The following is a 21,014-nucleotide window of genomic DNA, read 5'->3' on the forward strand; positions in this document are numbered from 1 at the left end:
TTTTACTCCCGGTTGGGAGAACATTGCCTAGTAACTCGTATTTACTCAACCTGGAACGTTATGATTAACCTGTTACAACCCGACTCCTCGTACTATGTCGTCAGTGAGACGGCTGCGGGAAAGCCACAGCCGGTAGCTAAGCGGGCCTTCGACATCACCGTATCCCTCTTGGTTGCCGTATTCATTCTATCCTGGTTTATCCCCCTACTTGGGCTGTTGATCAGACTGGAATCGCGGGGGCCTGTCTTGTTCGTTCAGTTGCGATCGGGACGGAATGGACGGCCTTTCCCCTGTCTGAAATTTCGGACGATGAAATACCAGCGAAACGCTTCCTTCAAACAAGCGACCCACAACGATATGCGAATTACCCGGATTGGGCGAATTCTGCGAAAAACCAATCTGGACGAATTGCCCCAGGTTCTGAATGTCATTGCGGGTCACATGAGCATCGTTGGTCCCCGCCCCCACCCGATTCCCCTCGATGTCCAGTATATGCCCCTCATACCGGAATACAAGCACCGGTTTGCGGTAAAACCGGGGATAACTGGTCTGGCCCAGTCGAAAGGACTGCGGGGCGAAACATCAGAACTCAACCAAATGCGCCACCGGGTCCGCTACGACATCTGGTATACCAAATATACCTCACTTCCTCTGGATGTGAAGATCTGCTGGTGGACGGTAGAAAAAATGGTAAAAGGTGACAAAAACGCCCGGTAATAAGCGGTTTCAGACGCTCTGACAAGAAAAGATCCCTATGACTTGTAGTATCATCATACGAGCCTTTAATGAAGAAGCTCATATAGGCAAGTTGCTCAACGGCATCAAACAACAGGAAACCGGCACCGATCTGGAAGTGATTCTGGTTGATTCGGGTTCCAAGGACAATACCGTCCGCATTGCCGAAAGCTACGGAGCCAAAATTGTACGGATTCGTCCGGAGGAGTTCTCCTTTGGCCGGGCGCTTAACATTGGCTGCCAGCAGGCTTCGGGAGATATTCTGTTGTTTGCCAGTGCGCACGTCTACCCGGTTTATACGAATTGGATCGATCAAATGCTCAAGCCATTTGGAGATCAGAAAGTGGCCCTGACCTACGGGCGGCAGATCGGGAATCAACTCAGCAAATACTCGGAGCAACAATTGTTTGCCAAATGGTTTCCGGCGGTTTCCAACTACAACCAGCAAATTCCATTCTGCAACAATGCCAATACGGCCATTCGGCGTTCGCTCTGGGAAGAGTTGCCCTACGACGAAACCCTGACCGGACTGGAAGATTTGCATTGGGCCAGCGAAATTTTACAACGGGGTTACCGGATTGCCTATGATGCCGACGCCACCATTGTCCACGTCCACGAAGAAACGCCCCGGAAGATCTTCAACCGGTATTATCGGGAGGCCATTGCGTTCAAACGACTGAAGCCGATGGCGCAGTTTGGTCTCTGGGATTTTGCCTACCTGTCCGTATCCAATCTGATCAGCGATTACGTAACCGCAGCCCAGGAGCGCGTTCTGTGGCAACACATTGCAGAAATCCCGGTTTTCCGCATCCTGCAATTCTGGGGAACGTATCAGGGATACCGTTTCGTCGGGACACTCGACCGGACCCTGCGGGAGCGGTTTTATTATCCGAATGAAGTTTTCAGGCGAGAGAAACCGGTGAGCCAGGAACCGGTAGTCATGAAACAAATCGCTTACGAATAACCAGGCCGTCTTGCAAAACACTTAACGTTAACTATATGAAATACTCTGTTGCTGCTATCGTCCCCATGCGCCACTCCAGCGAGCGCGTGCCGGGCAAAAACTACCGGGATTTTGCCGGTAAACCGTTGTTTCACCGCATTGTAGACACCCTGCTGGAGTGCCCTTCGATTACGCAGGTCGTCATCGACACCGACAGTCCGACGGTTATCGAACAGGTCGAAGAATTTTATCCGACCGTTACCGTCCTGGAGCGGCCCGAACACCTGCGCGACGGAGCCATTCCGATGAACAACGTTCTGCTAAATACCTGCAACCAGATTCCGGCCGATTTTTACCTGCAAACCCACAGCACCAATCCGCTCCTGTCGGCCGAAACCGTTGAGAAAGGCATTCAGCAATTTCTGAAAAACTACCCGATTTACGATACGCTGTTTGGCGTTACCCGACTCCAGACGCGTTTGTGGGATCAGTTGGCGAGAGCCGTCAATCACAACCCGGCCATTTTGCTCCGGACGCAGGATCTGCCGCCGATTTACATGGAGAACTCCTGCATGTACCTCTTCAAAAAAGAAACGCTGATTCAAAAACATAACCGCATCGGTGACCGCCCCTTCATGTACGAGATTGCAGACATTGAAGCGCAGGACATCGATGTTGAACTGAATTTTAAAGTAGCCGAATTTCTGTTTACCGAACTTTATCCTGAACTGGCCCTATGAAAGTGTTGATTACCTGCCCTCCCATGCTCGGGCAACTTGCCGAATTCCTGCCCATTTTTGAAGAAGCGGGCATTGAAGTGATTGCTCCGAAAGTCGTTCAGATTTTATCGGAAGAAGAACTGCTGGAACTCGTTCCAACCGTCGACGGCTGGATCATCGGCGATGACCAGGCCACCGAACGCATCTTTCGCGCCGGAAAAGCCGGAAAGTTGAAAGCTGCCGTCAAGTGGGGAATTGGCGTCGATAATGTTGACTTCAAGGCGTGTAAGGAATTAGGGATTCCCATTATCAACACCCCGATGATGTTTGGTGCCGAAGTGGCCACCATCGCGGTGTCTTACGTTTTGGGATTGGCGCGGCAAACGTATTACATCGACCGCGAAGTGCGGGCGGGCAATTGGGTAAAACCGGCGGGAATGTCGCTGGCTGGCCACACCGTCGCGCTCGTTGGTTTTGGCGACATCGGGAAAGCCACCGCCCGGTTTCTGAAAGCATTCGATATGCACATCAATGTGTATGACCCCTTTGCAAAACGGACGGAGGAAGACGAAGAAGCCTACCGCTTTCTGAACTTCCCCGAAGAACTGGAAACCGCCGATTTTGTGGTTTCGACCTGCGCCCTGACGCCCGCGACGAAACACCTGATCAATGCCGAATCGATTCAACGGATGAAAGACGGCGTTCGGATTGTGAACGTATCCAGAGGGCCGATTGTCGATGAAGCCGCTTTGCTGGAAGGTCTCAAGAGTGGCAAAGTTCACTCGGCTGGTCTGGATGTGTTTGAAACAGAGCCTCTGCCAATGGACTCGGAGCTTCGGAATTTTGACCGGTGCATTTTCGGAACCCACAACGGTTCCAATACCATTCAGGGGGTACGGCGTGCCAGTCACCAGGCGATTCGTTCGATGTTCGAGTTTCTGGAAATTGGTGTAACTGCGTAAACGATGAAAAAAATACTGATTACAGGGGTTCTAGGCGGTATTGGCAGTGCACTGGCACTTGCCTTTCGCGAAGCCGGCTATTACGTGTACGGGCTGGACATTCAGGCATCGGAACATCACCAGGCCGACCGTCTGATCCAGTTCGATCTTCATCAGTTCAGCACGAATGAAGCCTACCGAAACGAGTGGAAACACACGTTCAATGTGCTGATCCCGGAGCTTCACGTTCTGATCAACAATGCCGCCGTGCAAATGCTCGGTAGCCTGGATGAATTAAAGCTGGACGACTGGAATCATACCATGACCGTCAACCTGACCGGTCCGCTGCTGCTTAGCCAGCACTTTCTGGAGCAACTGGAAGACGTAAACGGCAGCATTATCAACATTGGCAGCATTCACCAGCAACTGACCAAACGCCGGTTTATTAGTTACGCCACCTCGAAAAGCGCCCTTATTGGCCTGACCAGAGCCTTAGCCGTCGATTTGGAAGGCCGGGTGCGGGTCAACGCCATTAGCCCTGCAGCCATCGAAACCGATATGCTGCTGGCCGGATTCGACGGGAATCAGGGTGCCCTGGATGAACTCCGCAAGATTCACCCCGTACAACGAATCGGGCGCCCGCAGGACGTCGCCACGATGGCGTTGTTCCTGGCGTCGGAGAACTCCGGTTTTATTCACGGAGCCAATCTGTCGCTGGATGGCGGTATTAGTTCGGTCTTGAAGGATTTGTAGAGTACCCATAAATCAATAGTATGTTGCCACTGGAAATACAACGGAATTCAGCGATCACGCGTCTTTGGCACTCCCCGACCTTTACGACTTGGGCGAGTCTGGCGACACGTTCCATGAATTTGGTGCTGCTGATTCCGTTCATTCTCCGGCAATTCAGCCCGGCCGAGATTTCATTATGGTATCTTTTCAGCACAGTCATCAGTTTAAACCTGATGATTGATCTGGGATTGGGTGTCACATTTTCCAGATTCATTGCCTATGCCATGGGCGGAGCAAATGGAACAGATACTACAGAAAAGCCAGTAGACAGGGATCATGAGTCAGGTCCTAATCAATCCTATTTATTGAAAGTGGTTGGAACACAGCAGATTCTATTCGCGTGGTTGACCGGGTTAGTGTTTCTGCTGTTAGTAATCGGGGGAACCCTTTCGGTATACCGTCCAATCCATTTTCTTTCTAACCCGAATCAGGGGTGGATCGCCTGGAGCATCGTAATCGTTGCCACAACGGTTACGTTTCGCGGTAACGCCTACACGACTTATTTGCAGGGAATCAATCGGATTGCGGAGTTCCGCCGGTACGAAACACTATTTTCACTAGCAGCTATTCTCACTAGCGTGGTGATGCTGTACTTCAATGCCGGGTTAGTTGGACTGGTAGCCGTTAACCAATTGTGGAACATTTTATCGGTTTTACGGAATCGCTGGATGTGTTACCAGTACAACGAAGGCGTGTTCGTGTCGGGCCAGTCATTCAAATTTGATCGGGCCATTTTGAAGGAAATCTGGCCAGCCGCCTGGCGAAGTGGGATTGGCGTGCTGATGTCCTATGGTCTCATTCAAAGCAGTAGCCTCATCTACGCACAAAGCAACCAGGTTGAGCAGGTTTCCGCCTACCTATTTGCCATGCGCATCATGCAGATCATCATCACCTTCGCACAGGCACCTTTCTACAGCAAACTTCCTCTGATGGCTCGTCTATACGCACAGGATAACCGCCAACAGATCATCGAGGTGGCTCAAAAAGGAATGCAAAGAGCTCATTGGACGTTTGTAGCGGGCTTTGTTGGAGTGGCATTACTCGCAGAACCGGTAATGCAGTTAATTGGCAGCAATATTCATTTTATTGACCAGCGACTCTGGGCGATCATGGGAATTGCCTTTTTTGTGGAGCGCTATGGGGCTATGCACTTACAGTTATATAGCATCACAAATCATATCGTTTGGCATATTGCGAATGGCTTTACCGGAATCATTTATATCATGCTGGCACTAGTAGCCTACCCCTTAATAGGCGTGCTTGCTTTTCCTTTAAGCATGTTAGCTGCCTATCTGGGGTTTTACTCCTGGTATTCTACCCTTAAGTCGTACGCTGCCTTCAAATTGAATTTCATAACATTTGAATCGAAACAATTAGTAATTCCATCACTTATTTTATTAGTTATTGCGTTGAATTCCATCTTTCACACTGTTAAGATCTAGTGAACTATTTTAATAATAAATATCGCTACATCATAACAATAGCAGGGCTAATTCTCCTAGCCTTGGGTAGTACTTCCATAACTCACTTAAGACAATTTCAAAAAGCAGAAATCATCTTGTCATCGAGATGGTTCCACCCCATTAACAAAAACGATACCTTGAGTACATTAAAAATGTTGGACATCTACAAACCAGACCGGTTAGACTGGATGTATTGTACAAATGAAAGCCAATTAACGGAATTAAGAAAAAGAAATATTAAGTTTAGTCTGGCTATCAACCCTCAAATCCCTGATTCTGGAGACTATACAGTCCACGGACGTATTAAAGATATAGAAGGAAATAAATTAAAGGCCCCCTGGATGCAGAATTGGGAGCAAAAAAACCCTTACTGGGGATGTGTAAACAATCCAATCTTTCAGAAATTATTTATTAAAAAAACACATCAGATAATAGATCTTGGTGCTTACGGTGTATTTGTAGATGATTCGAGGTTAAATGAACAAGCTATAGACTGGGGGGGGTGCATGTGTGAATTTTGTATACCGGGATTCACAAAATATATGCATGAAAACTATCCAGGCAAAGTAGAAGCCAATTTCGATTATAGAAAATTCTTGATTGAAAATGGAATTAAGAAAGAGAACTTTATAAAAAAAACAAATATTCCTTTTTGGTCTGAGTACAAAGATTATCAGGAAAAGTCGGTAATTCAATTCTTAAAAAGATGGAAAAAAGATGCTAAAATATACTCCGGCAACAATATCGTTTTTTTAACCAATAATTACAAAGGTAAATGGAGTAATGTTTACAAGCAATTTGATGTTGGAATTGCCGAAGTGCCCGCAAACGGATTAAAGCAAAAATTCATTGTCGATGGGATCGAGCAAGCAAGACAATTAAATAAGAAACAATTTTACACATTTTCCTCAGATAGCGATGCGGACAACGTAGAAGCAGTTCTTGATATGTATTTATTAGGAACCACTTTAGTTATTCCATGGGATGTTTATGTGGATCTAAAATCAAGAAAAAAACCTACCAGATATTACGGTGAACCAGAAATTTATTCACCTATATATAACGCAATAAGAGAAAATACAGTAATCGAAACCGTAAACAAAAAAAACAACTATGATTTTTCTCAAACAAAAAGTGAAACTTCAAGTGCCAGAATTGGTTCAAAAGAAAATAAAATAGCATCTTCAAAAATAGTAAAATATGAATTCCAGGATAGTACAAACATTAACACGGTACTAGTTGAGAAAGAAAATTTCAGAATAATCTACCCAAAAAATAAGTCAAAAATCACAGTTGACAGCCAATCACAAACCCGTATTAATGTGTATGGGAAATTACTTGTGATTAAGTATGAAAACTAAAGTCCACCTAATCGAGAACAAAGATGAAAAACGAATTTATTGATAACGACCCAACGCTTAAAATAAATCCTACACTTAATCCGTACAGGCAAGCACTAAAGTTATGCTATGACCGGCTGGTTTGGGATATCGATCCTCGTTCGTGGTCATCAAGAAATAAACTATTGAAGTGGAAAGATAAATACAAAGGAGAAAAGGCAGTAATACTCTGCAATGGCCCCTCCCTTAACAAAGTTGATTTCTCCTTATTAAAAAACACATTCACATTTGGGTTAAATAAAATTAACCTGTTATTTGATCGATCAGACTTTCGACCATCGTTTATTGCCGCTGTCAATTTATTAGTTATAGAGCAAAACAAGGATTTTTACAACTCTACTGATATTCCTTTGTTTTTGCGGTCTGAAGGAAAAGAATTTGTAAAGAACAGAGAGAACGTATCTTTTCTGCATACCAGTAATCAGCAGAAATTTTCAAAAGACATTAGCATCAGTTTATGGGAAGGCGGCACCGTCACATTTGTGGCCATGCAGCTTGCCTACCACATGGGGTTCAGTGAAGTGGCCTTAGTAGGCTGTGATCATTATTTCAATGCGAAGGGAGCACCAGGGCGGCTAGCCGTGAGTAATGGCGATGACGATTCTCATTTTGATAAACGCTATTTTTCAAATGGGATGAAATGGCAACTTCCGGAAATTTATACCAGCGAGTATAGCTACAATCTAGCGAAGCTAGCCTATAATGCGGATAACCGAGCTATTTACAATGCCACTGATGGAGGGGCATTAGAAATATTTGAACGGATTGAATTGACTAAATTTGTCAATAAATAATAAATATAAAAAATGAAAAATTTTATAAAAATACGAGAGTTATTTTTCCCTATGGCTGCATGGGCTTTTATCTTTGTAATATATTTCAGCTTCACTTGGCTGTTTAATGAGCCAATAAACGTTTTAACTTTGTTTTTACCGGTCATATTTTTGTTCTTTTTATATTTAGGGCACATAACTACTAAAAAAAGCTACGACAATCCGGTACAAATAAAAAAAGACTTCAAGCTACTCATATTTGCCATTATTGGCTTTATACCAGTTTGTATATACTTTTTTTCAAGTATTGACAACTTAGGAAAAGAATTAGCAGAAATTAGAGAAGAACATATGGAACAAGCAAGTGGAGATTTTAAAGATTCAATTTATAATCTTTTATTTCCACTACTAATATTTTCTTTTATTATTTGCAACTTCAATAATTTAAAATATAAAATATTCGTAAACATTTTAACTATTTTATCATGTTTAGCGTTTATACCAATTAATGGTGGAAGAATAAACTTTATCATATTTTCATGCTTATATTTAGCAATATACTTTCACAAAAATTTCGAATTAATAAAAAAATCTTATTTAAAATATTTTGGGAAATTTACACTTGCATTGTTAGTAATTTCTATACTAGGTGCAATGTTCACAATAATGAGGACGGGTGTAGAAGGAGATACGCAAGTAAACTTTATGTCAAAGTTGCCACATATAAATAATGAGGCTTTAAATTATTTAGGGGGATCGCAATTCGGAATAATATTGATATTCTTTATAAACACATTTTATGATTATACTGGAGGATGTGTTTACTATTTAAGTATTTTTACTGACACGTCTGACAAAATATCATATTTAACTTACGGATTTTATAATTTTAACTTTTTAGATAGATTCGGGGTGATAAACTGGATGAAAGTACATGATGATATTGACCACCTATACTACGATTATGATATAAGATATAATGTATGGGCGACATCAATACGAGATCTTTCCATCGACTTTGGGCTTATAGGATCATTCTTATTTATATTTTTTATGTCTAAGTTAATGTTTATATCTAAGAGATATCTACATAGGTCTAGATCGGCTCAATTAGTATATTTTATGTCATTCGCATTTTTCTTATTCTCTCCATTTCACAGTATGTTTTACCTTACAAAAGCATATGGTCTTGGTTTTATTCTTGCTATTATCTTACTAGTTAGATATAAGCTGAAGAAGAGTCTATCTGTATAGCAACTAATTAAAATAGTAAAATCCATGAAGCATCCGACCATTTCAATAATCACAGCGACATTTAACTCGTCAGCAACTTTAGAAAAGTCAATCTTGAGTGTAATTTCTCAAACATATAAAAATTACGAATATATTATCATAGATGGCGATTCAAAAGATGGAACCAAAGAATTAATTGCAAAATATAAGCATTACATTACGTATAGCATTTCTGAAAAAGACAAAGGGATTTACGATGCCTGGAACAAAGGGATAGCAAAAGCTACTGGCGATTGGGTCATGTTTATTGGCGCTGATGACTTTTTATTTCCAGATACATTAGAGTCATATGTAGAATTCATTAACCAAGAAAGTACTGATTCTACATTGTATATTTCATCAAAAGTTCACTTGTTGTCTCTAGATGGGAAAATAACTAGAACTTATGGATGGCCTTGGCAATGGAAGTCATTTAAGAGGATTAATTTAATTGCTCATCCTGGCTCACTTCAGTCTATGAAATTATTCAAAAGCTACGGTAATTACGATATTTCATATAGAATTGTAGGAGATTATGAATTATTATTAAGGCCAAGAGAAAAGTTAAATGCTCTATTTTTAAACAAGATAACAGCTTATGTTACTGAGGGAGGAGCGAGCTCAAAAATTGAAACTTTCTTTGAACTTCGAAAGGCGGTTTTAAACTCCAATTCAACAAGTAAGGTTCAAGCTTTTTTTGACTTTTACGTACAATTAATAAAGTATTATGGCAGAAATTTAGGCAAAAAATTTGGCTTGACTTTATATTTGAGAAAAGAGTTTTAGTCACTATAAATATCCAAAACAATGAAACAAAAGAAGGTTTTGTTTTTTGAAGCTTACCCATTTTTTTCAGGTGCTCAAAGAGTCTCTTTAAACTTATGTAAAATTTTAAAACGGAATAATTACCACATTACGTTATTATTAGCCGATGATTCTAAAAATGAAATATCTAAAAACTTTTCGCCTTACGTTGATGAAATCATAAAATTAAAAACTAGCGAAAGGCTGCTTTCATATGGAAATTTTGGCCAATGGTTTAGATTATCAGTCATTTTTGAAACCCTTTTTACCGGTTTATTTCCTTTTTATTGGTCTTGTATAAAAATTTTCACAAAGGGCAAGTTTGATTTTTTTTATTTCTGCGATCCTCGAGGGGCTGTCATGCTTAAGATACCTTTACTTTTTTTTAGAGGCAAAAAGATAATGTATCTACAAAGTAAAAACAGAGTCAGCCCTTTTCTATCTAAATTACTATTCTTTTCATTTATCGATCATGTCATTTCTCCAAGTATTGACGTTCAGAACAGTTTACCAGATTCAAGAAAAAAATCAGTAATTAATTATGGTATTGATTTTTCACAATATGAATCAGTTAATAGTGGTAATGTTAAGATGGAGTTACAAAATCTCTTACGTGAAAGCTATCAGAATAGGACAAAGCTTTTGTATGCGGGACTGATTAAGCCACAGAAAGGGTTACATCATTTAATTTATGCACTGAATTGTCTTAAGAGTAGTATTCCCGAAGCTGATCTTCCAATCATTATCATATTAGGAAACCCTTCAAATGATGCCGAAGTTAATTTTAAAAAAGAGTTAGCAGAATTTTCAGTTAAACATAATTTAAACCAATATATCCATTGGATGGGCTGGCAAAGTAATGTTTTAGAATGGATGAAAAATGTCGATTATTTCATTTTTCCTACCATAGATAAAGAAATGTCTACTTTTTCAGGTTATGATGGCGTAATTGAATCTACGGAAGGTTCGCCCGTTGTATTGATCGAAAGTTCAGTATGCGGTTTATTTAGTATTGCTTCCAGAGTGACAGGCGTGACAGAGACAATTATTGAAAAAGTAAATGGTATTACTTATGACCCAAATAAATCCGATTCTTTGTACGAGGCTTTAAAGTATATATCAATAGAAAAGCCTAAATTTTTAGGATTTCCAAATAAGCAAAAATTCACATTAGAATCTTTTTCCAACAAATTTTTACAATTATTTGATTATACTCCATACTCTACTTCATCAGCCATAAAAAATGAGTCCTCGGAACTGACATCCTCTTCGTTTTCTGCGGTTAGTCAATAATAACTCTTATTTACATGAATAAATTAAAGATACTTCACATTACACAATCTCTTGGAGGAGTTGAAACTTACATCAGGGAAATAATCAACCATGTTGATAAAGATCAATTTGAACTTAAGATTGTTGCACCTCCCAGTAAAACGTTAACGGAAGTTTGTCTTCAATATAACATTCAGCACATTGAATTTAATATGTCCCGAAGCTTTAATCCGTTCAGCGATTCGATATCACTTATTCGCCTTTACAGATTAATCAAGCGCGAGCGTCCATCTTGTGTTCATATTCATAGCTCTAAAGCAGGTTTTCTTGGACGGATTTCCTCTAAGCTGGCAGGATATCCTTCCCTGTTTACTCCAAACGGTGTATCTTACTTGTCCTTTACGGGCATGAAGAGGTTAATCTATTTTACCTTAGAATCATTCGCTAAATTTTTTACCGATCGTATCTTAACTGTTTCTTATTCAGAAGCCAATCGACTCATCTATGAAGTTGGTCACAAACAAAATTCAATTGACGTCCTGCTAAATTCAGTGACTTTTCCTTTAAATTACTCGAGTTTACAAAGAACAAATCATTCTAAAAATGAACATCCTAAAATTGGAACCATTGCTCGATTAACCCCCCAAAAGAATCCTCTTCTATATGTAACAGTAGCATATCATGTAATACAAGCCCATCCTAAATCTCATTTTTATTTACTCGGAGCAGGTTTCCATGATCACTTAAAAACTGAAGTAATTGATCTTATAAACAGATATGGTATTGCAGACCAATTTCATATACTTGACTGGTGTGATCCTAAAGCTTCTTCTGAATTTATAAATTCACTTGATGTTTTCGTCCTAACATCTGTATTTGAGGGCCTTCCTTATTCTCTACTTGAGTCGATGCGTGCAGGAGTACCCTGCGTCGTCAGTGCTTGCGACGGATGCCTTGATGTAGTTAGAAACGGAGAGAATGGGTATGCATGCTTGACAAAAGAACAGTATGTCAAGGCTATTCTGGATCTTTTAGAAAACCCAGGTTTAGCTAAGCGTATTGGAGAGAATGGTGCATCCTATTCTTACACTTTCCACAATTCGTCTAAAAACTCTAAAATTTTATCAGAAATATACAAAAAAGTGTCTAATTCTGAATGGAGTGATCAGTTACAAGTTAAAAATTTAGAGTTTAATTCTTTCGCTATTGCGAAAGACCATGAGGTCATTACTCTTGGCTAGACCACATACTGATATAGTCCTGAATACTCGGATATAAAACTTATTTAACTTCGTGTACCATAAACAAATCCCAACAACCAAAACGAAAGTATATCGCCGAGTTTAAAGCCGATGTACTACGGTCAGTTGCCAATGGTGAACCCATAATAGTCGTATACACTACTTTAATTATCACGAATTATGAATCAAATTCATACACTTCCTCAAAAAGAAAGCCACTCGAAAGGAATTATTGGAATTCAGTATTTGAGAGGCCTTGCGGCTTTAATGGTCGTTCTTTGCCATGTCGCTGAAATGGCTAATTTCCCAAAGTATTTCAATGCTAATTTCCTGCCAACCTGGTTACTTTCTGGATCTTCGGGAGTTCATTTGTTTTTTGTAATAAGTGGTTTCATCATCTCTTATGTTTCACTGAACAATCAGATTAAACCCAAAATCAGCCCGATGGATTTTTTAACCCGTCGTTTTATACGTATTATTCCATTCATGTGGGTTTGTATTATTGGATATGCCTCCCTTAGATTTTTAGGAAGAGGTACCTTTACTCCCCTTCCATATCTAAGGGCAGCGGTTTTGTCTCCAATTGGTGATATAATGCCAAGTCAAATCTGGACTTTGCGCCACGAGGTTCTTTTTTATTTGCTATTCTGTGTATTTATTCTTTATGTAAAACCAAGGTGGGAGATATTAACCCTGTGGTTCTTATCGCCTGTATTTTGGTTTTGGTGCGGCATTTCTGATTTAGTTCCCGCATCAACTTTTCACCAGCTTTGTGACTTCTTATTTCACAAAGCAAACCTTTTGTTTGGTATGGGGTTTTTAATTGGAGTACTGTATAATTATGGCTTTTTGAATTATACAATAAAGAACTGGAATGGTTTTATCCTTTGCGCAATTTTAACCATACCTTTATTTTTCTTTTCTTATCAAAGAATTCTGGGGGATAACTTTATTATAGTTACTGGCTTATTTTCAACATTAATTGTAATAATCTCAATTTTCCTATTTTCTGGTCGTCCATTAAATATAGTCGATAAATTTGGATTAGAGTTGGGGGATGCCTCGTATTCTATCTATTTAGTCCATCCTGGAATTATTTCGGCAGTTTTAGGAGTATGGTCTAAGTTCCAGCCCTCAGCAAATCCATTCGCCGTATTGGTGATTAATTGTATTCTATGCTGTCTTGGTGGAATCCTAGTGCATAAATTTATTGAGAAGCCAATTATCAAAATAACCAGGGATAGATTCGAGCAAAAGAAGATTATTGCTGATGTACGTGCAAGTTAATCGTCATAAAATCAGCATGACAGGGCTGTTTACCCTCAATGCCACACTTTTTTAAAGCTGATCAATCCTCCTATCGCATCATTATAGAGATCTCCCTGGTCCATTGCCAGATTGATTCCCAGGAACCCGCCACCGAGCCAACTCACCGGAATATTTAATCGTATTAAGCTGGAGGATTGCGTTACACTTCCTGGAAAGCGTTTCCAGTGTGTTCCATAATTACTGCTTAACGAAAATCGCCCTTCAACTGTTACACCAGATCGTAGCTCGCCGAGAACGGCGATATGGTACAGTGAAACAAGGCTATTATTAATCATACTCCCCTGGTTTTTTTTAGATGGAGTTAAATGCGTATCCCATTCCGGCTTGGTGTCCTTATATCTTGTAATAAATGGGGTTCCAATGATCCGTTCTTTTACGGCCCACCCGTCAATATATTGAATATTATTAAAGTAGTCATCCATTCCGTCATATTTGCGGCTGTCTATTTTCACCGTTGCGCCACTTTGATCTCTGGTCGTTAAGTATTCAACCGTAATCGTTTTTAACTTAAAAAACGGGTTGGGCTGACCCGATACGTTTTGAATTCGAATACCGTATAGTCCATCCGGCAAATTAACAAGTGCCAGCCCCGACTTATCCTCGAAGGGGTGTTGATAATAGCCCAGAATCCGATATTGCTTGATCGAAATTTCCGTTCCTATATCTATGTTCCCCAAATGGTTGCCAAATCGATTGACAGCATCCGGGAAGGCATAATCACCTGCATTTGATGGCTGACTGGCCGTTATAACGGCTAAATAGGTTTTGAATGAAGACGGAATTACTCCGCCAACGGCCTGATTGGATGATAAATACTTCGACTTCCCTCCCCATTGCGCATTATGAAGAAACCCCCCATACAATTTCACCTTCCAATTCGGTTTTCCAATGCGGCCATACAGGGCCTTTTGGTGCAAATAAGAATTCTGGATTGAATCTGTATTCGGGAACCAGCCATGCGCAAAAAAGGCGTTAATCGAAATCAAGCCTTTGGTAAACTTTAAAGGAGCATACCCATTTGTTCCAAGCTGGATCTTGGTGATGGGTAATGCATTGCCCGACCACGAATAAGATCCGGATGAAAGAGTGGTATCCACCAAACCTAACACTTCTTTCCGACGGCCCACCACTAGTTCAATGGAGCGGTAGCCAATTTTTGCGTACGCTTCCGGCACCAAAAGCCGGTTATTGGGACCAGCATATCCTACTACCTCAGCGCCATACCCGAAATGCCACCCTTTGCCTGTGCTGTCTACCCTAAACACGCCTGAACTTCCCAACCGGACTGTTCCGGCAGGAGCTATCAACGGCACAGTCCCAAATTGATTGGCTCGCAGCCAAAACGGCGTTCGGCGAGCCGATGAAGCCATGCCACTTACTTCGGCTGAAACCTGAACGGATGAGACGGGTTTCTGTGCGTAAAGGGGGCAACTCACTAAAAAAAGGAGAATAAGGGTGCAGAATGGTGCTTTCATAACGGATAGGGCAATATGGGTTAACTATCTTCCCATGGTGAGAAGTTAAGCTTCCATTGACTTAGAATATTCCCGGTGCAATTCGCTCGTAATGGTCAGATAAGCTTGTTGAACAACCCATTCCACCTGTCCGGCGATGGATAGGTGCGAGGTGTCCAGAAGCTGGGCATCCGACGCCTTTCGTAAGGGACTTTCGGTGCGGGTCGTATCGAGATGGTCCCGCTTTTCAAGATTTTGAGCGATTTCGGCCAATTCAACCTGCTCTCCTTTAGCCTGCAGTTCAATGCGTCGGCGTTCCGCCCGAACCAGTGAATCAGCAGTCATGAATACCTTCAGCTCAGCATGCGGAAAAACATGCGTACCGATGTCGCGCCCGTCCATTACGATACCCCGGTTGTGACCAAGTTTTTGCTGTAGCCCCACCATGGCCTTCCGTACGTCAGGAATAGCACTAACTTCCGGTACAGCATTCGCTACCGGAAGTTTGCGGATTTCTTCTTCTACATTCTGTCCATTCAAATGCGTTTGAATCGTTCCGGTTTCCGGGTCACCTTCAAACGTGATGTGAATTTTTGCAAGCGCTTCCCGTACCGCTTTTTCACTCGCAAGATCGATTTTGTGCTGAATGAAATACAACGTGACCGCCCGGTACATGGCCCCGGTATCGATGTAGGTGTATCCCAACTGGACAGCAACCTGCCTGGCCGTCGTGCTCTTGCCACAGCCGGAGTGCCCGTCAATAGCGATGATAATTTTAGTACTGCCGGAGAAAGTATTTACGGGAGTTGCTCTGTGAAACTGATAGGAATCATTGATAAGGCCCATATCCATACCGATTAAAAACGTTGAGTAGCTGCTATTCCAATCAGGCAGATAAGCAAAAAAGGAAAGAGATCACGAACCCGATTTAGTCTGCAGTTCGTGATCTCCAAGGGGTTACTCAAAATAATTCAGCACCAAATGACCGCCTTCAGCCAGCAACTGGTCGCGACGGAACAAGTCGATGTCAGCCGTCATCATGTCTTTTACCAGCGCAGCCAGGTCATATTTCGGCTGCCAGTTCAGTTTGGTCATGGCCTTCGTCGGATCACCCAGCAGCAGATCCACTTCCGTCGGGCGGAAATACCGCTCGTCGATGCTCAATACTTCTTTGCCGACTTCGACCGGGTAATCCGGGTTCGACGCACTCACCACAAACGCCCGCTCGGCCACACCTTCGCCCCGGAATTCCAATTCGACGCCAATCTCGGCAAACGCCATCCGGACAAAATCACGGATTGAGGTGGTGACACCGGTGGCAATCACGAAATCTTCCGGTTTTTCCTGTTGCAGAATCAGCCACATGGCTTCTACATAGTCTTTGGCGTGGCCCCAGTCGCGCAGCGAGTCAATGTTGCCCAGAAACACCTTGTCCTGCAAACCCAGACCGATCCGGGCCACAGCGCGGGTGATTTTGCGCGTTACGAACGTTTCGCCCCGCAGCGGTGATTCGTGGTTAAACAAAATACCGTTGCAGGCATACATGCCATACGCTTCGCGGTAGTTGACCGTAATCCAGTAGCCGTATAGTTTGGCAACGGCATAGGGCGAACGCGGGTAAAACGGCGTCAATTCCGATTGGGCATGACCCTGCACCCCGCCGTATAATTCGGAAGTAGATGCCTGGTAAATGCGGGTTTTTTCGGTCAGACCCAACAGCCGGACGGCTTCCAGAATGCGGAGTGTACCAATGCCGTCGACCTGGGCGGTGTATTCCGGCTCATCAAAACTCACCCGCACGTGCGACATGGCACCGAGGTTATAAATTTCGTCGGGCTGCACTTCCTGAATAATCCGGATGATGTTGGTCGAATCGGAGAGATCGCCAAAATGGAGCTTGAACCGTACATTCTTTTCGTGCGGATCTTCGTATAAATTGTCGATCCGCTGCGTATTGAACAAGGAACTCCGGCGTTTGATACCGTGTACTTCATATCCTTTTTCTAATAATAATTCGGCCAGATAGGCGCCATCCTGCCCTGTAATACCGGTAATAAGTGCTTTTTTCATACGTACGGAATTAGCTGTATTCGAAAGATTATCGTGTGATTAAACGTAGACTTCCTGGTGGTTCAGAAAATCCTGATAGGTCGTGGTAATACCGGTTTTCAAATCGGTTTGGTGTTGCCAGCCCAGGGTATGCAGTCGCGAAACATCCATAAGTTTGCGGGGCGTCCCGTCCGGTTTGTCGGTATTCCAGCGAAGTTCGCCTTCAAAGCCAACGGTTTCTTTCACCAGCTCGGCCAGTTCGCGAATCGTGACGTCCTCCCCGGTCCCGATGTTGACAAACAATTCATCGTTGTAGGTTTCCATCAGAAACACGCAGGCATCGGCCAGGTCATCGGCGTGCAAAAACTCCCGGCGGGGCGAACCCGTTCCCCAAACCTCAACGAAGGGCTGGTTGCTGATTTTCGCTTCGTGGAATTTTCGAATCAAGGCCGGCAACACATGCGACCCCTGAAGATCGTAGTTATCATTCGGGCCGTAAAGGTTGGTCGGCATTGCCGAAATAAAATTGCAGCCGTACTGGCTCCGATACGCTTCGCAGAGCTTGATGCCGGTAATTTTAGCAATGGCATACGGTTCGTTGGTCGCTTCCAGATACCCGCTGAGCAGGTATTCTTCTTTCAACGGCTGCGGAGCCAGCTTGGGATAGATGCAGGAGGACCCCAGAAACAGCAGTTTCTCAACCCGGTTTTGGTAGGCACTGTGGATAATGTTAGCTTCGATCAGCAGGTTATCGTACAGAAAATCGGCCCGGTACGTATTGTTGGCCCAGATACCGCCGACTTTGGCAGCCGCTAGAAAGACGTAATCCGGTTTTTCGTCGGCAAAAAAATCAGCGACGGCCGCCTGGTTGCGCAGATCCAGTTCCGACGAGGTCCGGGTAATAACTTGCTGGTACCCTTTGGCTTGTAGCGAACGAACCAGAGCCGACCCCACCATGCCCCGGTGTCCGGCAACGTATATTTTGTCTTGTTTCCTCATTAATGATAGCTATTCGTTCAGCAAAATCCTTTTTCCTGCCCTTAATCAACGCACCGAAAATTCCCGGTGATAAGCGGCCTTGTACAGTTCTTCTTCCGGCAGATTTTTGAAGTAATCGTAGGTAATCCGCAAGCCTTCTGCCCGCGATACTTTCGGCTCCCAGTCTAAAATGGCTTTCGCTTTGGAAATATTCGGCTGGCGTTGTTTGGGGTCGTCGGTCGGCAGCGGTTTATAAACCACCTGCTGGCTGGTGCCGGTCAGCTTGATGATCTCTTCGGCAAATTCTTTGATGGTTATTTCAACGGGATTGCCAATGTTGACCGGAGACGGATAATCGCTCAGCAGCAGGCGGTAAATTCCCTCGACCAGATCATCGACGTAGCAGAACGAGCGGGTCTGGCTGCCATCTCCAAAAATAGTCAGGTCTTCGCCCCGCAAAGCCTGGCCGATGAAAGCGGGTAAAACCCGGCCGTCATTCAGTCGCATCCGCGGACCGTAGGTGTTGAAAATGCGGACAATCCGGGTCTCCAGACCGTGGTAGGTATGATAGGCCATCGTCATGGCCTCCTGAAACCGCTTGGCTTCATCGTATACCCCACGAGGACCGACCGGATTGACATTGCCCCAATATTCTTCGGGCTGGGGATGAACCGTTGGATCACCATAGACTTCCGACGTGGAAGCAATCAGCACCCGCGCGTTCTTGACCCGCGCCAAACCCAGGCAATTGTGAATCCCGAGGGAGCCGACTTTCAGCGTCTGAATCGGGATTTTCAAATAGTCAATGGGGCTGGCCGGCGAGGCAAAATGCAGAATGTAATCGAGTTCGCCCGCAACGTGGATAAACTGCGATACATCGTGGTGGTGAAATTCGAAGTTCGAAAGGGGGAACAGGTGCTCAAGATTGCGGATATCGCCGGTAATCAGGTTATCCATGGCAATGACATGGTATCCTTCCTTGATAAATCGATCACAGAGGTGTGAGCCCAGAAAGCCAGCCCCACCCGTTATCAGAATGCGCTTCATGTAAGACGACTAGAAAAGTTTCATAACGTTGAGTAAAGCTGGCGGGCTGAACGATCATCAGCCCGCCAGTACGAATGAGCGACCGATCAGGCCGTCTGTTCCACCCCTTGCGAGATGGTTTCCCGACCAACGCTGTAGTAGGTGTAGCCTAATTCTTTCATCTGGTCCAGTTCGTAGAGATTCCGTCCGTCGAAGATGACTTTGTTTTTCAGCAGCAGGTTCATTTTGCTGAATTCCGGCGTCCGGAACATGGGCCATTCCGTCATAATCACCAGGGCATCGGCATCATCCAGGGCAGCATACGACGTATGGGCGTACGTAATTTTGCTACCAAATACGTTTTTCACATTGTCCATCGCTTCCGGGTCGTAGGCCGTCACTTTCGCGCCGGCATCCAGCAGCGCCTGGATGTTTTCCAGCGCCGGTGCTTCCCGGATGTCGTCGGTATACGGTTTGAACGCCAGCCCCCATACGGCAATGGTTTTTCCTTTCAGGTCGCCGTTGAAGTGCTGGTTGATAATTGGAAGGAGTTTGGTTTTTTGCTTCGCGTTGACGTCCATCACCGATTTCAGAATCTGGAAATCGTAGTCGTATTCCTGGGCGGTTTTCGCCAGCGCCTGCACGTCTTTCGGAAAACAGCTTCCGCCGTAGCCAATCCCGGCGAACAAAAACCGTTTGCCGATGCGGCTGTCGGTGCCAATCCCTTTCCGGATGTCGTCGACGTTGGCCCCTGCTTTTTCGCAGAGGTTGGCAATTTCGTTCATAAACGAAATCTTAACGGCCAGGAACGCGTTGGCGGCATATTTGGTCATTTCGGCCGACCGTTCGTCCATGAAAATCACCGGATTACCCTGACGGACCAAGGGCGCATACAGTTTGCTCATCACGGCTTTCGCGCGTTCTGACTTGGTGCCGATCACCACCCGGTCGGGTTTCATGAAGTCTTCGATGGCAACGCCTTCGCGGAGAAATTCAGGATTCGACACCACGTCGAACTCCACCTGCGCACCCAGCGAAATGTAGTCGTGCACTTTTTCGGCGGTTCCCACCGGCACCGTACTTTTGTCGACAATCACGGCATACTCTTTCAGCAATTGCCCCAGATCACCGGCCACTTTCAGGATGTATTTCAGATCGGCGGAACCGTCTTCGCCCGGCGGGGTGGGCAGGGCCAGAAAAATAACCTCGGCACCTTCGATGCCTTCGGCCAGGCTGGTCGTGAATTTCAGACGACCTTCGGCGGTGTTGCGGTTAAACAACACGTCCAGACCCGGTTCGTAGATGGGGATGATGCCGTTGATGAGCTTTTGTACTTTGCGCTCGTCAATGTCGACACAGGTGACCTGGTTGCCGGTTTCGGCAAAGCAGGTTCCGGTTACGAGTCCAACGTAACCGGTTCCAACAACAGCAATTTTCATAACGTTGAGTAAATAGAATAATAAGTAAAAAAATGTGGGTTTCCGACAGAAAGACGACTGATTAGCCGAAACGAAAGTCCGCAGGGAGCTCCGTTTCAGGGCGATCGGTAAAGCTACCTACCGATAAAATCAGACAAACTACTATTCTTTTTTTTTAAGTATTACATTCTAAATATAGAAAGCAGAAATGAGATTACCTATGCAATCTTCAATGTTTTTAAGAGAATACGGTATATAATCTTCAAAAAATTCAATAAAAAGTTTTTTACGGAATACTATTTTTAATCTTTCTGAAAAAATCCGCAAAGTTTTTTTCCTATTTATCAGACAATCAACAAAAATTATGCCGCAGTATAAAGCACAAGAATAAGTCGAGGCAATGGA

Annotated in this window: 19 protein-coding genes; 13 read left to right on the plus strand and 6 right to left on the minus strand. The window is 43.7% G+C overall.

From position 1 onward, the window contains the following. Window positions 1–60 precede the first annotated feature (60 nt). The 13 genes from F0P93_RS12650 (at window position 61) to F0P93_RS12710 (ending at window position 13,642) form a co-directional block, all read left to right on the plus strand. A complete protein-coding gene (locus tag F0P93_RS12650; protein WP_150876786.1) occupies window positions 61–717 on the plus strand; it encodes a sugar transferase in 657 nt (218 codons plus the stop codon). 37 nt (window positions 718–754) lie between these two features. Next, window positions 755–1,699 (plus strand): glycosyltransferase family 2 protein, encoded by a 945-nt coding sequence (locus tag F0P93_RS12655; protein ID WP_150876787.1) that lies wholly within the window; start codon window positions 755–757, stop codon window positions 1,697–1,699. A gap of 35 nt (window positions 1,700–1,734) precedes the next feature. After that, entirely contained in the window at window positions 1,735–2,418 is a 684-nt protein-coding gene (locus tag F0P93_RS12660) for an acylneuraminate cytidylyltransferase family protein (protein WP_138995130.1), read from the plus strand. Continuing rightward, window positions 2,415–3,359, plus strand: a complete 945-nt coding sequence (locus F0P93_RS12665; RefSeq protein WP_150876788.1) for a phosphoglycerate dehydrogenase — start codon at window positions 2,415–2,417, stop codon at window positions 3,357–3,359. Before F0P93_RS12660 ends, F0P93_RS12665 begins: the two co-directional genes overlap by 4 nt. A gap of 3 nt (window positions 3,360–3,362) precedes the next feature. Next, on the plus strand, window positions 3,363–4,091 hold the full coding sequence (locus F0P93_RS12670; RefSeq protein WP_150876789.1) for an SDR family NAD(P)-dependent oxidoreductase: 729 nt from the start codon (window positions 3,363–3,365) through the stop codon (window positions 4,089–4,091). A 20-nt stretch (window positions 4,092–4,111) separates the two neighbouring features. After that, the gene (locus F0P93_RS12675) at window positions 4,112–5,572 is read left to right on the plus strand and encodes a lipopolysaccharide biosynthesis protein (protein WP_150876790.1); all 1,461 of its coding nucleotides are present in this window, start codon (window positions 4,112–4,114) and stop codon (window positions 5,570–5,572) included. A 158-nt stretch (window positions 5,573–5,730) separates the two neighbouring features. Then, window positions 5,731–6,954, plus strand: a complete 1,224-nt coding sequence (locus F0P93_RS12680) for a hypothetical protein (protein WP_150876791.1) — start codon at window positions 5,731–5,733, stop codon at window positions 6,952–6,954. A 23-nt stretch (window positions 6,955–6,977) separates the two neighbouring features. Further along, a complete protein-coding gene (locus F0P93_RS12685; protein WP_225309471.1) occupies window positions 6,978–7,787 on the plus strand; it encodes a 6-hydroxymethylpterin diphosphokinase MptE-like protein in 810 nt (269 codons plus the stop codon). 12 nt (window positions 7,788–7,799) lie between these two features. After that, window positions 7,800–9,020: an O-antigen polymerase gene (locus F0P93_RS12690; RefSeq protein WP_150876792.1), complete on the plus strand. Its 1,221-nt coding sequence runs from the start codon at window positions 7,800–7,802 to the stop codon at window positions 9,018–9,020. A gap of 24 nt (window positions 9,021–9,044) precedes the next feature. Then, a complete protein-coding gene (locus F0P93_RS12695; protein WP_150876793.1) occupies window positions 9,045–9,824 on the plus strand; it encodes a glycosyltransferase family 2 protein in 780 nt (259 codons plus the stop codon). Between the two features lie 21 nt (window positions 9,825–9,845). Continuing rightward, entirely contained in the window at window positions 9,846–11,135 is a 1,290-nt protein-coding gene (locus F0P93_RS12700; RefSeq protein ID WP_150876794.1) for a glycosyltransferase, read from the plus strand. Window positions 11,136–11,149: 14 nt separating this feature from the next. Next, window positions 11,150–12,355 carry a glycosyltransferase gene (locus tag F0P93_RS12705; protein ID WP_150876795.1) on the plus strand — a complete coding sequence of 402 codons (1,206 nt, stop codon included), beginning with the start codon at window positions 11,150–11,152 and terminating at the stop codon, window positions 12,353–12,355. Between the two features lie 180 nt (window positions 12,356–12,535). Beyond that, a complete protein-coding gene (locus tag F0P93_RS12710) occupies window positions 12,536–13,642 on the plus strand; it encodes an acyltransferase family protein (protein WP_150876796.1) in 1,107 nt (368 codons plus the stop codon). Window positions 13,643–13,677: 35 nt separating this feature from the next. On the opposite strand, the gene F0P93_RS12715 is transcribed toward F0P93_RS12710, so the two are convergent. The 6 genes from F0P93_RS12715 to F0P93_RS12740 form a co-directional block, all read right to left on the minus strand. Then, window positions 13,678–15,159: a capsule assembly Wzi family protein gene (locus tag F0P93_RS12715; protein WP_150876797.1), complete on the minus strand. Its 1,482-nt coding sequence runs from the start codon at window positions 15,157–15,159 to the stop codon at window positions 13,678–13,680. Window positions 15,160–15,204: 45 nt separating this feature from the next. Next, entirely contained in the window at window positions 15,205–15,990 is a 786-nt protein-coding gene (cmk, locus tag F0P93_RS12720) for a (d)CMP kinase (protein WP_225309472.1), read from the minus strand. A gap of 105 nt (window positions 15,991–16,095) precedes the next feature. Next, a complete protein-coding gene (gmd, locus tag F0P93_RS12725) occupies window positions 16,096–17,208 on the minus strand; it encodes a GDP-mannose 4,6-dehydratase (protein WP_150876798.1) in 1,113 nt (370 codons plus the stop codon). Window positions 17,209–17,247: 39 nt separating this feature from the next. Next, entirely contained in the window at window positions 17,248–18,186 is a 939-nt protein-coding gene (fcl, locus tag F0P93_RS12730) for a GDP-L-fucose synthase (protein ID WP_150876799.1), read from the minus strand. Window positions 18,187–18,231: 45 nt separating this feature from the next. Further along, on the minus strand, window positions 18,232–19,212 hold the full coding sequence (locus F0P93_RS12735) for a UDP-glucuronic acid decarboxylase family protein (protein ID WP_150876800.1): 981 nt from the start codon (window positions 19,210–19,212) through the stop codon (window positions 18,232–18,234). Window positions 19,213–19,298: 86 nt separating this feature from the next. After that, window positions 19,299–20,630, minus strand: a complete 1,332-nt coding sequence (locus F0P93_RS12740; protein WP_150876801.1) for a UDP-glucose dehydrogenase family protein — start codon at window positions 20,628–20,630, stop codon at window positions 19,299–19,301. Window positions 20,631–21,014: the final 384 nt, after the last annotated feature.

Source organism: Larkinella humicola, assembly GCF_008727875.1.
Classification (GTDB): Bacteria; Bacteroidota; Bacteroidia; order Cytophagales; family Spirosomataceae; genus Larkinella; species Larkinella humicola.

Coding starts and splice junctions, on each gene's coding strand:
- F0P93_RS12650 (WP_150876786.1), top strand. CDS start 61: ATGATTAACCTGTTACAACCCGACTCCTCGTACTATGTCGTCAGTGAG.
- F0P93_RS12710 (WP_150876796.1), top strand. CDS start 12,536: ATGAATCAAATTCATACACTTCCTCAAAAAGAAAGCCACTCGAAAGGA.
- F0P93_RS12655 (WP_150876787.1), top strand. CDS start 755: ATGACTTGTAGTATCATCATACGAGCCTTTAATGAAGAAGCTCATATA.
- F0P93_RS12690 (WP_150876792.1), top strand. CDS start 7,800: ATGAAAAATTTTATAAAAATACGAGAGTTATTTTTCCCTATGGCTGCA.
- gmd (WP_150876798.1), bottom strand. CDS start 17,208: ATGAAAAAAGCACTTATTACCGGTATTACAGGGCAGGATGGCGCCTAT.
- F0P93_RS12740 (WP_150876801.1), bottom strand. CDS start 20,630: ATGAAAATTGCTGTTGTTGGAACCGGTTACGTTGGACTCGTAACCGGA.
- F0P93_RS12705 (WP_150876795.1), top strand. CDS start 11,150: ATGAATAAATTAAAGATACTTCACATTACACAATCTCTTGGAGGAGTT.
- cmk (WP_225309472.1), bottom strand. CDS start 15,990: ATGGATATGGGCCTTATCAATGATTCCTATCAGTTTCACAGAGCAACT.
- F0P93_RS12675 (WP_150876790.1), top strand. CDS start 4,112: ATGTTGCCACTGGAAATACAACGGAATTCAGCGATCACGCGTCTTTGG.
- F0P93_RS12670 (WP_150876789.1), top strand. CDS start 3,363: ATGAAAAAAATACTGATTACAGGGGTTCTAGGCGGTATTGGCAGTGCA.
- F0P93_RS12660 (WP_138995130.1), top strand. CDS start 1,735: ATGAAATACTCTGTTGCTGCTATCGTCCCCATGCGCCACTCCAGCGAG.
- fcl (WP_150876799.1), bottom strand. CDS start 18,186: ATGAGGAAACAAGACAAAATATACGTTGCCGGACACCGGGGCATGGTG.
- F0P93_RS12715 (WP_150876797.1), bottom strand. CDS start 15,159: ATGAAAGCACCATTCTGCACCCTTATTCTCCTTTTTTTAGTGAGTTGC.
- F0P93_RS12695 (WP_150876793.1), top strand. CDS start 9,045: ATGAAGCATCCGACCATTTCAATAATCACAGCGACATTTAACTCGTCA.
- F0P93_RS12700 (WP_150876794.1), top strand. CDS start 9,846: ATGAAACAAAAGAAGGTTTTGTTTTTTGAAGCTTACCCATTTTTTTCA.
- F0P93_RS12735 (WP_150876800.1), bottom strand. CDS start 19,212: ATGAAGCGCATTCTGATAACGGGTGGGGCTGGCTTTCTGGGCTCACAC.
- F0P93_RS12665 (WP_150876788.1), top strand. CDS start 2,415: ATGAAAGTGTTGATTACCTGCCCTCCCATGCTCGGGCAACTTGCCGAA.
- F0P93_RS12685 (WP_225309471.1), top strand. CDS start 6,978: ATGAAAAACGAATTTATTGATAACGACCCAACGCTTAAAATAAATCCT.